Source organism: Polaribacter sp. 2405UD43-2 (genome assembly GCF_058147125.1).
Genome location: NZ_JBYVJX010000001.1, coordinates 280,776 through 294,830, shown reverse-complemented (window position 1 = coordinate 294,830; position 14,055 = coordinate 280,776). Strand labels below are relative to the sequence as shown.

The 14,055-nt window shown below is 29.2% G+C and carries 11 protein-coding genes and 1 pseudogene; 7 read left to right on the top strand and 5 right to left on the bottom strand.

What is annotated here, in order from left to right:
* Window positions 1–3 precede the first annotated feature (3 nt).
* The 4 genes from ACY2RX_RS01375 to ACY2RX_RS01360 all read right to left on the bottom strand — a co-directional run bounded on the left by ACY2RX_RS01375 (window position 4) and on the right by ACY2RX_RS01360 (window position 4,107).
* A complete protein-coding gene (locus ACY2RX_RS01375; RefSeq protein ID WP_490102161.1) occupies window positions 4–435 on the bottom strand; it encodes a DUF4268 domain-containing protein in 432 nt (143 codons plus the stop codon).
* A 65-nt stretch (window positions 436–500) separates the two neighbouring features.
* The gene (locus tag ACY2RX_RS01370) at window positions 501–1,082 is read right to left on the bottom strand and encodes a MiaE family protein (RefSeq protein ID WP_490102160.1); all 582 of its coding nucleotides are present in this window, start codon (window positions 1,080–1,082) and stop codon (window positions 501–503) included.
* A gap of 1 nt (window position 1,083) precedes the next feature.
* Window positions 1,084–3,273, bottom strand: a complete 2,190-nt coding sequence (locus tag ACY2RX_RS01365) for a SulP family inorganic anion transporter (RefSeq protein ID WP_490102159.1) — start codon at window positions 3,271–3,273, stop codon at window positions 1,084–1,086.
* Window positions 3,274–4,107 (bottom strand): universal stress protein, encoded by an 834-nt coding sequence (locus tag ACY2RX_RS01360; protein ID WP_490102158.1) that lies wholly within the window; start codon window positions 4,105–4,107, stop codon window positions 3,274–3,276.
* Window positions 4,108–4,233: 126 nt separating this feature from the next.
* Between ACY2RX_RS01360 and ACY2RX_RS01355 the strand changes: the two genes are divergently transcribed.
* The gene (locus tag ACY2RX_RS01355; protein WP_490102157.1) at window positions 4,234–6,048 is read left to right on the top strand and encodes a cation:proton antiporter; all 1,815 of its coding nucleotides are present in this window, start codon (window positions 4,234–4,236) and stop codon (window positions 6,046–6,048) included.
* A gap of 4 nt (window positions 6,049–6,052) precedes the next feature.
* On the opposite strand, the gene dnaX is transcribed toward ACY2RX_RS01355, so the two are convergent.
* Window positions 6,053–7,741, bottom strand: coding sequence for a DNA polymerase III subunit gamma/tau (gene dnaX / locus ACY2RX_RS01350; RefSeq protein WP_490102156.1), 1,689 nt, complete (start codon window positions 7,739–7,741; stop codon window positions 6,053–6,055).
* Window positions 7,742–7,970: 229 nt separating this feature from the next.
* Here dnaX and msrA point away from each other — a divergent pair, with 229 nt between their 5' ends.
* The 6 genes and pseudogenes from msrA (at window position 7,971) to hisB (ending at window position 14,045) form a co-directional block, all read left to right on the top strand.
* On the top strand, window positions 7,971–8,624 hold the full coding sequence (gene msrA / locus ACY2RX_RS01345; RefSeq protein ID WP_490102155.1) for a peptide-methionine (S)-S-oxide reductase MsrA: 654 nt from the start codon (window positions 7,971–7,973) through the stop codon (window positions 8,622–8,624).
* A 51-nt stretch (window positions 8,625–8,675) separates the two neighbouring features.
* Window positions 8,676–8,866: pseudogene (locus tag ACY2RX_RS01340) on the top strand (IS982 family transposase); the annotation flags it as partial.
* Window positions 8,867–9,528: 662 nt separating this feature from the next.
* Window positions 9,529–10,386, top strand: coding sequence for an ATP phosphoribosyltransferase (gene hisG / locus ACY2RX_RS01335; protein WP_490102154.1), 858 nt, complete (start codon window positions 9,529–9,531; stop codon window positions 10,384–10,386).
* An 86-nt stretch (window positions 10,387–10,472) separates the two neighbouring features.
* Window positions 10,473–11,753 (top strand): histidinol dehydrogenase, encoded by a 1,281-nt coding sequence (hisD, locus tag ACY2RX_RS01330; RefSeq protein WP_490102153.1) that lies wholly within the window; start codon window positions 10,473–10,475, stop codon window positions 11,751–11,753.
* A 41-nt stretch (window positions 11,754–11,794) separates the two neighbouring features.
* Window positions 11,795–12,850 carry a histidinol-phosphate transaminase gene (hisC, locus tag ACY2RX_RS01325; protein ID WP_490102152.1) on the top strand — a complete coding sequence of 352 codons (1,056 nt, stop codon included), beginning with the start codon at window positions 11,795–11,797 and terminating at the stop codon, window positions 12,848–12,850.
* 55 nt (window positions 12,851–12,905) lie between these two features.
* On the top strand, window positions 12,906–14,045 hold the full coding sequence (hisB, locus tag ACY2RX_RS01320; RefSeq protein WP_490102151.1) for a bifunctional histidinol-phosphatase/imidazoleglycerol-phosphate dehydratase HisB: 1,140 nt from the start codon (window positions 12,906–12,908) through the stop codon (window positions 14,043–14,045).
* Window positions 14,046–14,055: the final 10 nt, after the last annotated feature.

The following is a 14,055-nucleotide window of genomic DNA, read 5'->3' as shown; positions in this document are numbered from 1 at the left end:
TATTTATACATTCTTTATAACAGCTTCATATTCATAATAAAAGAGTTCGAATTTTGGCATTGTTTCTACAAAAAACTCGTAACAAGCCCTCCAAGTATTTTTATTGTAGATGCTAAATTTTTTATTAAAAGGAACATAAATTCTATGAATTTGTTTTCCGTTTTCTAATTCATAAGCATCATCAAAAATAACTTCTGGAAGTTCTGTTTCTAAAAGTGTTTTTAAAGAAAGAAGTTGATCAAAATAGAGAAGGTTAGCAACTTCATCTGGTTTTTCGATATCTAAGCAAACGGCTGCTTTTTTTCTATCTGCCACAAATTTAAAAGAAAAACCTTTAATTTTGGTATTGTATAACAACCACTTTCTAGGAAATGATTTCCCAAAACTTGTCCAAAATTCTTTTCTAAGTTTTGCAGCTTCTTCTTTAGAAAACATATTTTAAATTAGTTTGAATTTAAGAGTCTGATTTTCTTTCCTTTGGGAAGATTAAGATGGGCTTTTTACCCATATATTTTAGCCAACTTTCCACGTTCGCGCATAAGTTCAGCTTCAAAAGCTAATAAATCATTCCATTTTTTGTCAACAATTTTTCTATCTTGATATTTGCGTGCAAACTGTAAAAAGGTGGTATAATGATTGGCTTCAGAAATCATTAAATTATTATAGAATTTAGACAACTCTTTATCTTCCATATTTTCAGAAAATACTTTAAAACGCTCGCAACTTCTTGCTTCAATAAGAGCAGCCACTAATAAACGTTGAATTAAAGCATCTGTTCTGTCTTTTGTTTTTGGAAAAAACTTTTGCAAACGAACAGCATAATCATTCTTTTGCTCTCTACCTAAAACCATTCCGCGTTTTACCATTAACAAATGTACCATTTTAAAGTGTTGCATTTCTTCAATAGCAATATTGCTCATTTCTTTTACCAATTCTGTTTCTTCAGAATAATTTATGATAATAGAAACTGCGTTTGATGCAGCTTTTTGCTCTAAAAAAGCATGATCTGTAAGTATTTGCTGCAAATTGTCTTTTGCTATTTCTGCCCAAGAAGTTTCGGTTTCAAATTGTAGTCCTAACATATTATATTGTTTTTTGTAAACCCATACCAAAATACGCTAAAGATTTCATTTCCTTTACACTAGCTAAACGTTCGTTGCCAATTACTAACAAACCATTTTCTGTAGCTTCTATATGATATTGTTTGTTGCTTTCGAAAAACAAAATTAATTCATCTGTAAAAAATGCTCTAATTTTTTCTTCATTTTTTCCTGATAAATAAAAACGTTTGCTAAAATCTGGATGTTCATCAATATTAATGTCTTTATAACCAGCAAAATCTAAAATATATTCAAAAATTCCTTCTTTATCTAAAGTAAAGTTTGGAATTGGTTTTAATGTATGTATATGCAACATTGTAGCTTTTATTACTTGTTTTGCAATCATTTCTCCTTCAGAAAATTGCACATCAAAAATGGTGCAATCTTCATTAGAAAGTACATTAGAAACTTTGTCAATTTTTTTGGTTTTAAAATACCCAAAAGTTGGCAATTCTTCCATTTCTTGGGCAGAAAAAGCATCATATTTCCAATGCATTTCTTCGCTTATATTCTGAATTAATTTTTGCCTTTTGGTAAGTACACCTTCTTTAGGAATCATTTGTTTGGGTAATATTTTACGCAATGCAAATGGATGCTCACTTCCAGATTTAGAATCGTCTAAACCAATAACTTCAAAATGCCCACCTTTTCTAGTAAAAGATGCTGTATAATTACTCATATTTTCCATTACAGAATGATCTACAAAATCGCATAAAGAAAAATCGATAATTGCTTCTTCGGTTTCAGGAATCTGATCTAGTTTTGCTTTTAGTTTTGTGTAGTTTAAAAAACTCGAAAAATTCTTTACACTAACATAATATTTATCATCTTCTTTAAACATTAAAACATTGGGTTTTAAAACGTTTTTAATAAATAATAATACATCTTTATTAATGATAATATGAATAATAAAAGTGACTAAAATACCAACTAGAATACCCGCAATTAAACTGGTTGTAATGGTTGTAAATAAGGTGATTAAGAAAATAACTAATTGCTCAGAACCAATGTTAAAAACCTTTTTTATGTTTTCTGGTGATGCCAATTTATATCCTGTATAAACCAATATTGCAGCTAAAGCTGATAATGGAATTTTGCGTAACTCTGTTGCAAACAGTAAAATAAAAAGTACCAAAAATGCTGCATGAAAAAAGTTTGCAGATCTATTGGTTCCTTTATTATTTACATTTACAGAACTTCTTGCAATTACGGTAACCACGTTTAATCCGCCTAAAAAACCACTAATAACAGTTGCTAAACCCAAAGCTTTAAGATCTTTATTTACGTTAGAACGTCTTTTTAAAGGGTCTAATTTATCAACAGCTTTAATGCTTAATAAACTTTCTATACTAGCAATTAAAGTGATGGCAATTACTGCATTTATAAAATTTGTGTGATAAATAATTGAAAAGTCAGGAAAAGCAAAGTTTGATAAAATATCATCAGGTAAATTAATTAATAATTCTTTGTGAATAGGATAATCTGAAACAGCAACCAAATCAAAATAATAGTACAGACCAACACTTAAAACTACAATCCACATAGGTGCAGGAATTAATTGAAAATATCTGTTTCTAATTTTGCTATAAAACACCATAATTAGTAAACTGAAAACACCTACTAAACCAGCATAAAACATACTAGGATTGTCTGTTTTTATAAGGTTGATAATACCTTCTGGAACTTGAAATAACAACTCAACAATACTTCCTTTGGCATTTAAATTTCCTAACATAACGTGAACTTGTTTGGTAAAAATACCAATACCAATAGCAGCCAACATTCCTTGTATTGCTGATGCTGGAAAGAAATCACCCAAAGACCCCATTCTTAAAAAACCTAGAATAATCATTATAATTCCAGAAATTACAATGGCACCTAAAGTGTATAAAAAACCTTGGTGCATATCTCCATTACCAAGTGTGGTTATTGCGGCAAGAATTACGACTACCAAACCATTTCCTGGTCCAGTAATTGTAACGTTAGAACCACCAATTATTGCAACTACAGTTCCGCCAACTATTGCAGCAATAATACCAGAGATTGGAGGTGCTCCAGAAGCTAAAGCCAGTCCTAAACCTAAAGGAAGTGCAATTAATGAAACTACAAAGCCAGAAAATAAATTTTTAGGAATATCGCCTAAAAACGTTTTAATAGTATTTTTCTTATTCATCTATTTAACGATTAAAACATCCGTTGGTAATTCAGATAAAATATACTCAATATCATGAGGGAAAATTCTATCTATAAAACCAAGTTTATTGGGAGCATTCATAACTAATAAATCAGCTCTTTTTACTCTAGCATAATGCCCAATAGAGTACCCTCTTTTACCAAAAATACTTTGGGTTTTTACAGTAATGTTTTTGTTGTTTATCGTTTCTAAAATATGTTTTACACGTTGATTTTCTCTGTTTCTAAGTCTTTCTTTTACAATATTTGCCTTACGCAAAGTCTTATCATCACTAACTATTACTTGTAATTCTGCCGGACTCACTTCTTCTACAATAGTAATTTTATTACATTTTAGATGTTCAGAAATAACAAATGCTGTTTTTATGGTTTCTTCAGTTTTCTCATCCTTTAAACCATTTACAACAATATGTTTACAAGCAACTCTAACTATAGATGGTTTAATTAATAAAAGTACAGAACAAGGAGCTTTTCTGGTAATTTTTCTTGCTATAGATCCCACATAGTATCTTAAAAGGTTTTCTTTTTGCAAAGCACCTAAAATTAATAGGTCTATATTTTCTTGAACGCAAGTTTCTAGAATTACTTCAACAGGGTTTCCTTCTTTCCAAATACTTTTAAATGGTTTTTTAAGAGATTCAGCTTCAGATAAAATTGCTTTTAAATTTGCTTTTTTTTGATTAGATTTTGTGCCAACATGAACTCCAACTAACTCAGCTTCAAATAGGTTTGCTAGTCTAACAGCTTCAAATAGATTTGCTTTTAAGTTTGGAGAAAATGCAATACCTATTAATATCTTATGAATTTTTTGCAATGAAATGGATTAAGGATTAAGTAAGAGGTACAATATAGGAAACTTTACAAGAAAGAAAAAAAACAATAATTTTTTTTTATGACGTATAAACATCCTTAAATTTACTTTTTAAATCGAAACTTAATTATGTTAGAATTAGCAGGAATTATCATTTTAGGAATATTAGCACAATGGTTTGCTTGGAAATTTAAAATTCCGGCAATTTTGCCTTTAATTTTAATTGGTTTATTTGTTGGACCAATAGCTGCAGAGTTTTTTAGTGAAGATGGCGCTAAATGGATAGAACCCATTTGGAATGGTAAAAAAGGACTTTTTCCTGGTGAAGGATTGTATTATTTTGTTTCGCTGGCAATTAGCATCGTATTATTTGAAGGAGGTTTGACTTTAAAAAGAAGTGAAATAAAAAATGTTGGTCCTGTTATTACCAAATTAATCACCTTGGGTTCTGCAATTACTTTTTTTGGAGCTGGTATTGTTGCACATTATATTTTTAATTTAGGATGGGAGCTTTCTTTTCTTTTTTCAGGATTAATTATTGTAACAGGTCCAACAGTTATAACTCCTATTTTAAGAAATATTCCACTTAAAAAAGATATTTCTACCGTTTTAAAATGGGAAGGAATTCTAATAGATCCAATAGGAGCTTTGGTTGCAGTATTGGTTTTCGAATTTATAAGTGTTGGTGGTGGGGGAGGATTTACCAAAACCGCTCTAATGGAGTTTGGTAAAATTTTACTTTTTGGTACCACTTTCGGATTTACATTTGCACACGCATTGGCATATGCTATTAACAAAAAACTAATACCACATTATTTATTAAATGTGGTTTCCCTTTCTACAGTTTTATTGGTATTTGTAGAGTCAGAAATTTTTGCACACGAATCTGGTTTATTGGCAGTTGTTGTTATGGGTATGGTTTTAGGAAACGGAAAATTAAGCAACTTAAAAGAACTCCTGTATTTTAAAGAATCTTTAAGTGTTTTATTAATTTCTATTCTTTTTATTTTATTATCTGCCAACATAAATATAGAAGACTTAATGTTGTTATATACATGGAAAACAGCAGCGCTATTTGCAATTGTTGTATTTATCATTAGACCTTTAGCAGTTTTTGCAAGTACAAGAAAATCAAAATTAAAATTCAATGAAAAATTATTTATTAGTTGGGTAGGCCCAAGAGGAATTGTTGCTGCAGGTATTGCTTCTTTATTTGGAAGTAAATTAATAAAACAAGGCATAGAAGGTGCTGAATATATTACACCTTTGGTATTTATGATTGTTCTAGGAACCGTTTTATTTAATGCAACAACGGCAAGATTATTTGCAAAAATGGTAGGTGTTTTTCTAAAAACTTCTCATTCAATTTTAATTGTGGGAGCTTCTAGTCCTGCAAGATTAATCGCAGAATTTTTAAAGAAAAATGGGAAAAGAGTCATTTTAATAGATGCCAATAGCGATTATATTAAAGAAGCTTTAAAAATGGATTTAGAAGCTTTTAGAATAGATATTTATAATGAAGATTTATCTGATAATATTGAGTTGAATGATGTTGGTTATTTAATTGCAATGACGGGTAGTGATGCTGTAAACAAATATGCAATTAGTAGTTTTTCTGAATCTTTTGGAGAGCATGGTGCATATAGATTAGCAACCTCAGAAGAAATAAGAAATGGGAGTGAAGCTCTAAAAAACACCTTTTTTACACCCAAAGACGATTATTTAAATTTAAGTGAAGCTTTTAGAGATAATCCTAAAATTTATGAATTAGAAATTACATCAGAAGAAGAATACAAAACAATGCTTTCTAAAGTATTTAACGAATTAAAATCTGTACCTTTATTTGTTAAAAAAGGAGAGAAATTATTCTTAATTCCAGAATTTGAAAAAATATATGGTCCAAATGATAACTGTACCTTAATTTATTTAGGAAAGAACGTTTAGAAAATTACAAATCTAGCTCAAAAGTTTGCCTCAGTTTTTCTAATAGAGGATTTTTCTCTTTTAGCTTATTAAATTTTTCTAGAGGAGTATAAGCAAACTTTCTCTCAACAGTTTCATTTAGAATTACAAGAATATCAATTCCGTAATTATTAAGTTTTTCACGTAAAAACTTTAATAATTTAGGTCTTCCTTTTTTAAATTGATCTTGCATTAATTTATTAGGAACTGTAAACAAAATCTTAAAGTTTTCTTCTAGTTTTGGTAGGTCTGTACCTACAATAGAAGCCATACTTCTTTCACCTTTTTTATTTAATAAACTCACATATTCTTTCCAGAATTGTTGTAGCTGTTGTTCCGTAAAAATATCTTTTGGATGATTTTCAAAACTTTCTTTAATATCCGTTTCTTTGACCTCTTTTTTCTTATAAATACTTTTTAAAGACAAAGATGATGCCCTTTTTTCTACAGATTTTAAAATAGGCTTTGTAAGCTTAGGTTTTGTTTCTTCAACTTTATTAGGTTGATGAATTTCTGTCTTCTTTAGAATAGGCTTTTCTATCTCTTTTACTGTAGGAGAAAGTGCTTGAAAAAAAGTAGCAGGAATTATGTAGTTAGCTGACTTTTTTTTTTCTCCATCAAAAGTGATAGAGGCAATTTGCATTAAACATAATTCTACCAGCAATCGTTGATTTTTACTGGTTCTGTAGTTTAAATCGCAATCATTGGCTTTATTTATAGCTTGCATTAAAAAAGGAATGCTTGCTTTGGTAGCTTGTGTTAAATATTTCTTTTTTGCATTATCGCCAACTTCTAATAAATCTAAAGTAGCTTTATCTTTGGCAACTAATAAATCTCTAAAATGACTTGCCAGTCCGTTTATAAAATGATGTCCTTCAAATCCTTTTCCTAAAATAACATTGAAAGCATTTAAAACCTCAGGAATTTTATTTGTTAACAATAAATCTGTCATATTAAAATACGTTTCGTAGTCTAATACATTTAAGTTTTCTGCAACAGCTTCTCTTGTTAAATTGTTGCCAGAAAAACTAACAACTCTATCAAAAATAGACAAAGCATCGCGCATCGCGCCATCTGCTTTTTGGGCAATAATATGTAGTGCGTCATCATCAGAAGTTATGTTTTCTTTTTCACAAATAATTTTTAAGTAGTTTTTTGCATCGAGAACACTAATTCTTTTAAAATCAAATATTTGACATCTAGATAAAATAGTAGGAATTATCTTGTGTTTTTCTGTAGTTGCTAAAATAAAAATTGCGTGTGCAGGCGGTTCTTCTAAAGTCTTTAAAAAAGCATTAAACGCAGCTTGAGACAACATATGAACCTCATCTATAATATATACTTTATATTTTCCTGTTTGTGGCGGAATACGAACTTGGTCTGTTAAACTTCTAATATCATCTACAGAATTGTTAGAAGCTGCATCTAGTTCAAAAATGTTAAATGCAAAATCTTCATCCTCAGAAATTTCTATACTTTGTTGATTTATTTTTTTAGCTAAAATTCTAGCACAAGAAGTTTTACCAACCCCACGTGGACCTGTAAATAATAAGGCTTGTGCTAAATGATTATTCTTTATAGCGTTCTCTAAAGTATTTGTGATGGCTTGTTGACCCACAACATCCTCAAAGTTTTGAGGGCGATATTTACGCGCAGAAACTATAAAATGCTCCATTAATCAGATTCAGTTAGTTTACAAAAGTAAGTATCTGTATCTTTTTTTACAAGAGGCTTTCTTAACAAAATGCTAAAGTTGTAAACAAGTTGTAAATAGTATGAATTAGATACGACTATAATAACAATGAAAATTCACATTTTCATATTAAAAGTTCTGAAAATTGTGCAAAGAATTGGTCAAATTATTCTTTGTACAATTTTCTTTTAATTATTCTAATTATTTATAAATGAAAGTTTTAAAATCTGTTTTAAATGTTAGTTTTCTGTTTTTATTAATTTCTTGTTTTGGTTTTTCTAATAATAAGGAAAGCAAGCAAAAAACACCTTACACACCCACTAAAAACACAAAAGTAGCCTATTTTGCAAGTGGCTGTTTTTGGTGTGTAGAAGCTATTTTTGAAAGTGTAGAAGGAGTAGAAGAAGTTGTTTCTGGTTATGCTGGCGGACATACTTTAAACCCCACTTATAATAAAATAGGAACAGGAAGAACAGGTCATGCAGAAACTGTTGCTGTGTATTATAATTCTAAAAAAGTGAGTTTTGAAACTTTAGTAACTGTATTTTTTGGTTCTCATAATCCTACCACTGTAAATGGGCAACACCCAGATTATGGTTCTCAATACAGATCTATTGCTTTTTATACGAATGATAAGGAAAAGAAACTTATAAATAAAGCTATAGAAAAACTGAACAAAGAAATTTATAATGGTAAGATTGCTACTGAAGTTATAAAACTTAAAAAATTTTATAAAGCAGAAGCTTATCATCAAGATTTTGAGAAAAGAAATCCAAATCATAGCTATGTAAAAGCTGTTTCTATACCAAGATTAAATAGATTTAAAAAGAAATTTCCTGAATTGTTAAAGAAAGAAAAGTTGTAAGGTTTTGCTTACGTGGATTTGAATATACATCATTTTTAAATGCTAATATAACGTAAAGGGAAATTATCTGATTCAGAAATGATGAGTATCTATTTACTTTTTCACTTTGGAGAGTTTATCAACTTTAAAAGTTTCAATATGTTTGTATCCATCTCACAGATTTGTTTTCTGATTTGATTGGTTATGAGCGATTTAATGCACGTCAAGAAAAGATTTTATTGCCTTTGATGTTGTACCTAAAACTTTAAAGATAAAAAACCTTCTCTTAAAAAAAAATGTTGATACCAAACAACTAATCTTGTTCTAAAATTATATCGAAATCACGTTATTTACGTTAATTAGTATAAAACTTTATAACTGAGAAATAAAGATTTTTTTGAAACCAACTATCATCGAGGCAAAGCCATAGAAGTATTTCGCTGGTTTCATACTCAATCAAGTTGAGTACAAGCTTTGACCTGAAAAAAGGTCAAAAACCAAAATTCGTATTTAGATTCCTGTTTTCACGGGAATGAAAATTTCAACGGAAACTCTGAGACAGAGCTTAGAGGAATTCTTTTCGATTAAATAATCAATCTATTTCTAAAGTAATCTATCTAAATCTTTATCAATAAAATTTGACATTCTTAAAATTTATAACAAATAATAAGAAATTGATAAAAATTACACAAAAGCATAATTTTTTTAGTAGATTGTTAGGTTAATTAAAAATAAATTAGAAATATTTGTTGATATAAAAAAAGAAATGAACTTTATTCAAAATCGTCATCATCGTCATTTTTACAATTGCAATCAAGCGATTTAAAAATGTATTGAATAATATCAAAATATTTATAAACCCGTTTGAGCAAATCAAACGGGTTTTTTATTAAACCACATTTGCTCAAGCACAAACAAAATAAAAATGAGTAATTTAAGAATTGCAGTACAAAAATCAGGCAGATTAAATGAAGATTCAATGAAAGTCTTAAAAGACATTGGTATTTCTATTGATAACGGAAAAGATCAACTAAAAGCTGCTGCAAGAAACTTTCCAGTAGAAGTCTTTTATTTAAGAAATGGCGATATTCCTCAGTATTTAAGAGATGGAGTGGTAGATGCTGCTATTATTGGCGAGAATGTTTTAATTGAAAAAGGAAATGATATTGAGTTTGTAGAACGTTTAGGTTTTTCTAAATGCAAGGTTTCTATTGCTGTTCCTAAGGATTCAGAAGCAAATTCTTTAAAAGATTTAAGTGGAAAAAGAATAGCTACTTCGTATCCAGAAACGGTTAAAAAGTTTTTAAGAGAACAAAATATTGATGCGCAATTACATAAAATTAATGGTTCTGTAGAAATTGCGCCAAACATTGGTTTGGCAGATGGAATTTGTGATATTGTTTCTAGTGGGAGTACCTTGTTTAAAAACGGATTAAAAGAAATAGAAATATTATTAAAATCGGAAGCTGTTTTGGCAGTTTCACCAAAAATCGATTTAGAAAGAAAAGTCATTTTAGAGAAAATTCAGTTTAGAATTCAATCAGTCTTAAAAGGAAGAAATTCAAAATACGTTTTATTAAATGCACCAAATGAAAAATTAGATGCAATTTTAGAATTGTTACCAGGAATGAGAAGTCCTACAGTTTTACCTTTGGCAGAAAAAGGTTGGAGTTCTGTTCATACAGTAATTAGTAAAAATCAATTTTGGGAAATTATTGATGAGTTAAAAGCAATTGGGGCAGAAGGTATTTTAGTTTGTCCTATAGAAAAAATGGTGCTTTAATCTATTCAAAGATTGAAAAATTAAAAAGATTTAAAAAAACGCTGTCTATTTAATATTTTAATCTTTAAATTTTTGAATAATAAAAAATGAAAACAATTATCAATCCAAATAAAAAAAACTGGTCTAAAATTTTAGAAAGACCAACAAAAACTGTTGATGATATTGAGAAAACAGTAAATCAAATTTTTGATGATATTCAAAAAAATGGAGATAAGGCTGTACTTAAATATACAAGTATTTTTGATGGAATTTCTTTAGAAAAAAATAGTGTTTCTAATGATGAAATACAAGAAGCAATAGCACTCGTTTCAAAAGAATTAAAACAAGTAATTTCTTTTGCAAAAGAAAATATTACAAAGTTTCATAAAGCTCAGAAAACTGATAAAGTATTTGTAGAAACTGCAAAAGGGGTTTCTTGTTGGCAAGAAAAAAGACCTATTCAAAAAGTAGGTTTGTATATTCCTGGAGGTACAGCACCTTTGTTTTCTACGGTTTTAATGTTAGCTATTCCTGCACAAATTGCAGGTTGTAAAGAAATTGTATTGTGTTCTCCACCAAATAAAGAAGGCAAAATTCATCCAGCAATTTTATATGCTGCCAATTTATGTGGTGTTACAAAAATCATAAAAGTTGGCGGAATTCAAGCCATTGCAGGATTAACTTTTGGTACAGCTATAATTCCTCAAGTTTATAAAATATTTGGACCAGGAAATCAGTTTGTAACTGTTGCAAAACAATTAGCAACTAAATATGGAGTTGCTATTGATATGCCTGCAGGCCCAAGTGAATTATTAGTAGTTGCAGATGATGCTGCAAATGCAAATTATGTAGCTTCAGATTTGTTAAGTCAAGCAGAACATGGAGCTGATAGCCAAGTAATTTTAGTATCTACATCAAAAGAATTGATTAATAAAGTTGAGAAAGAAATTGAAAAACAATTAGCAGATTTACCACGTAAAGAGATTGCTGAAAAAGCAATTGAAAACTCAAAATCTATTTTAGTAGAAAACGATGAAATAGCTTTAGAACTCATTAATAAATACGGACCAGAACATTTTATAATTTGTACAAATAATAACGATTTTTATATTGATAACATCGAAAATGCTGGCTCTGTTTTTATAGGTAATTACACCCCAGAAAGTGCTGGAGATTATGCCTCAGGAACAAACCATACATTACCAACAAACGGTTTTTCTAAAGCGTATTCTGGTGTAAATTTAGATAGTTTTACTAAAAGTATTACATTTCAAAAAATAACCAAAGAAGGTATAAAAACAATAGGAAATGCAATTGAGTTAATGGCAGAAGCAGAAGGTTTGCAAGCACATAAAAATGCAGTTTCTATTCGTTTAAAAGATTTGTAATAATAATGTAACAAATACTCCTTTTTTAGAGTCATTAAAGTATGAAAACAAACTTTAACATCAATAACATTGTAAGAGAAAACATAAAATCTCTTAAACCTTATTCTTCTGCAAGAGATGAATTTAAAAACGCATCATCAGAAGAAATCATTTTTTTAGATGCTAATGAAAATCCTTTTGAAAATGGTGTAAATCGTTATCCAGATCCACAACAAAACAATGTTAAAGATTTGTTATCTAAATTAAAAAATATTGATAAAAAAAACATTCTTTTAGGTAATGGAAGTGATGAAATTTTAGATTTAATTTTTAGGGTTTTTTGCGAACCAAATCAAGACAACATAATTACGTTACCACCAACTTATGGTATGTATAACGTTTTGGCGGGTGTAAATGCCATAGAAAATAAAAAAATTTTACTAACTAATGATTTTCAACCAAAAACAAGACAGATTTTAGAAGCTGCAAATAGCAATAGTAAAATTTTGTTTTTATGTTCTCCCAATAATCCAACAGGAAATAGTTTTACAGAAGAATCTGTTAAAGAGCTTTTAATTAGATTTAAGGGTTTAGTAGTTATTGATGAAGCTTATATAGATTTTTCAGAACAAAAAAGTTGGTTAGAAAAAATAGAAGAATATCCTAATTTAATTATCACACAAACTTTATCTAAAGCTTATGGTTTAGCCGGAATTCGTTTAGGAATTTGTTATGCATCAACAGAAATTATACAAGTATTAAACAATATAAAGCCACCCTATAATGTTAACGAATTAACGCAGCAAAGAGCAGTTTTAAGACTTCAAAAATTAGATGAAGTACAGAATGAAATTGCGCAACTCATTAGCGAAAGAAAACGCTTAAAAAAAGAGTTGGAATGTTGTGTAGATTATATAGAAAAAGTATATCCATCAGATGGTAATTTTCTTTTATTAAAAGTTGATGACGCAACAAAACGTTACAATCAACTAATTGAATATGGAGTTGTTGTAAGAAATAGAACCACACTACCTTTGTGCGAAAATTGTTTGAGAATTAGTGTAGGTATTTGTGAAGAAAATCAAAAATTAATTCGTGCTCTAAAGGCGATACAATAATAAAGTGTAAAGACCTCACAGGTTTTGAAAACCTGTGAGGTCTAAAAATAAAATTATGAGTAAAAAAGTATTATTTATAGACAGAGACGGAACTTTAGTTTTAGAACCACCAATTGATTATCAGTTAGATAGTTTAGAAAAATTAGAGTTTTATCCAAAAGTTTTCCAGTATATGGCAAAAATTACCTCAGAATTAGATTATGAATTGGTAATGGTAACTAATCAAGATGGTTTAGGAACTGCTTCTTTTCCTGAAGAAACTTTTTGGCCAGCACAAAATAAAATTATAAATGCCTTTAAAAAAGAAGGAATCATTTTTTCTGAAATTTGTATCGATAAAACCTTTCCGCACGAAAATGCTGAAACCCGTAAACCAAGAACAGGTTTGTTAACGAAGTACTTTTCTGATGATTATGATTTAGAAAATTCTTTTGTTTTAGGTGATAGAATTACAGATATGGAACTAGCCAAAAATCTAGGTTCTAAAGGAATTTTCTTATCTGAAGACCCAGAATTGGGAGCAGATGAAATAAAAACTTCTAAACAAGAAATTTTAGATTGCATTGCTTTAACAAGTACAGATTGGCAAAAAATTTATGAGTTTTTAAAGTTAGAAGATAGAGTTGCTGAAATCACCAGAAACACTAATGAAACCAAGATTTACATCAAACTAAATTTAGACGGTTCTGGTAAAAATGATATTTCTACAGGATTATCGTTTTTCGATCATATGTTAGATCAAATTGGGCGTCATGGAGCTATGGATTTAACCATAAAAGTTGATGGAGATTTAGAGGTTGATGAACATCATACCATAGAAGATACAATGATTGCTTTTGGTGAGTTATTCAACAAAGCTTTGGGTAATAAATTAGGGATAGAAAGATATGGCTTTTGTTTGCCAATGGATGATTGTTTAGCACAAGTTACCGTTGATTTTGGCGGTAGAAATTGGTTAGAATGGGATGCAGAATTCAAGAGAGAAAAAATTGGTGATATGCCAACAGAAATGTTTTTTCATTTGTTTAAATCATTTACTGATGGGGCAAAATGTAATTTAAATATTAAAGCAGAAGGCGTTAATGAACACCACAAAATAGAAGGAATCTTTAAAGCTTTTGCAAAAGCAATGAAAATGGCAGTAAAAAGAGATGCAAATAAGATGTTTTTACCCTCAACAAAAGGAATGCTTTAAAAGTGTTGAG

Excerpts from the sequence above, each read along its gene's own strand:
- hisD (WP_490102153.1), top strand. The coding sequence starts at position 10,473 with ATGAAAACAATTATCAATCCAAATAAAAAAAACTGGTCTAAAATTTTA.
- ACY2RX_RS01375 (WP_490102161.1), bottom strand. The coding sequence starts at position 435 with ATGTTTTCTAAAGAAGAAGCTGCAAAACTTAGAAAAGAATTTTGGACA.
- hisC (WP_490102152.1), top strand. The coding sequence starts at position 11,795 with ATGAAAACAAACTTTAACATCAATAACATTGTAAGAGAAAACATAAAA.
- hisG (WP_490102154.1), top strand. The coding sequence starts at position 9,529 with ATGAGTAATTTAAGAATTGCAGTACAAAAATCAGGCAGATTAAATGAA.
- hisB (WP_490102151.1), top strand. The coding sequence starts at position 12,906 with ATGAGTAAAAAAGTATTATTTATAGACAGAGACGGAACTTTAGTTTTA.
- ACY2RX_RS01370 (WP_490102160.1), bottom strand. The coding sequence starts at position 1,082 with ATGTTAGGACTACAATTTGAAACCGAAACTTCTTGGGCAGAAATAGCA.
- ACY2RX_RS01365 (WP_490102159.1), bottom strand. The coding sequence starts at position 3,273 with ATGAATAAGAAAAATACTATTAAAACGTTTTTAGGCGATATTCCTAAA.
- dnaX (WP_490102156.1), bottom strand. The coding sequence starts at position 7,741 with ATGGAGCATTTTATAGTTTCTGCGCGTAAATATCGCCCTCAAAACTTT.
- msrA (WP_490102155.1), top strand. The coding sequence starts at position 7,971 with ATGAAAGTTTTAAAATCTGTTTTAAATGTTAGTTTTCTGTTTTTATTA.
- ACY2RX_RS01355 (WP_490102157.1), top strand. The coding sequence starts at position 4,234 with ATGTTAGAATTAGCAGGAATTATCATTTTAGGAATATTAGCACAATGG.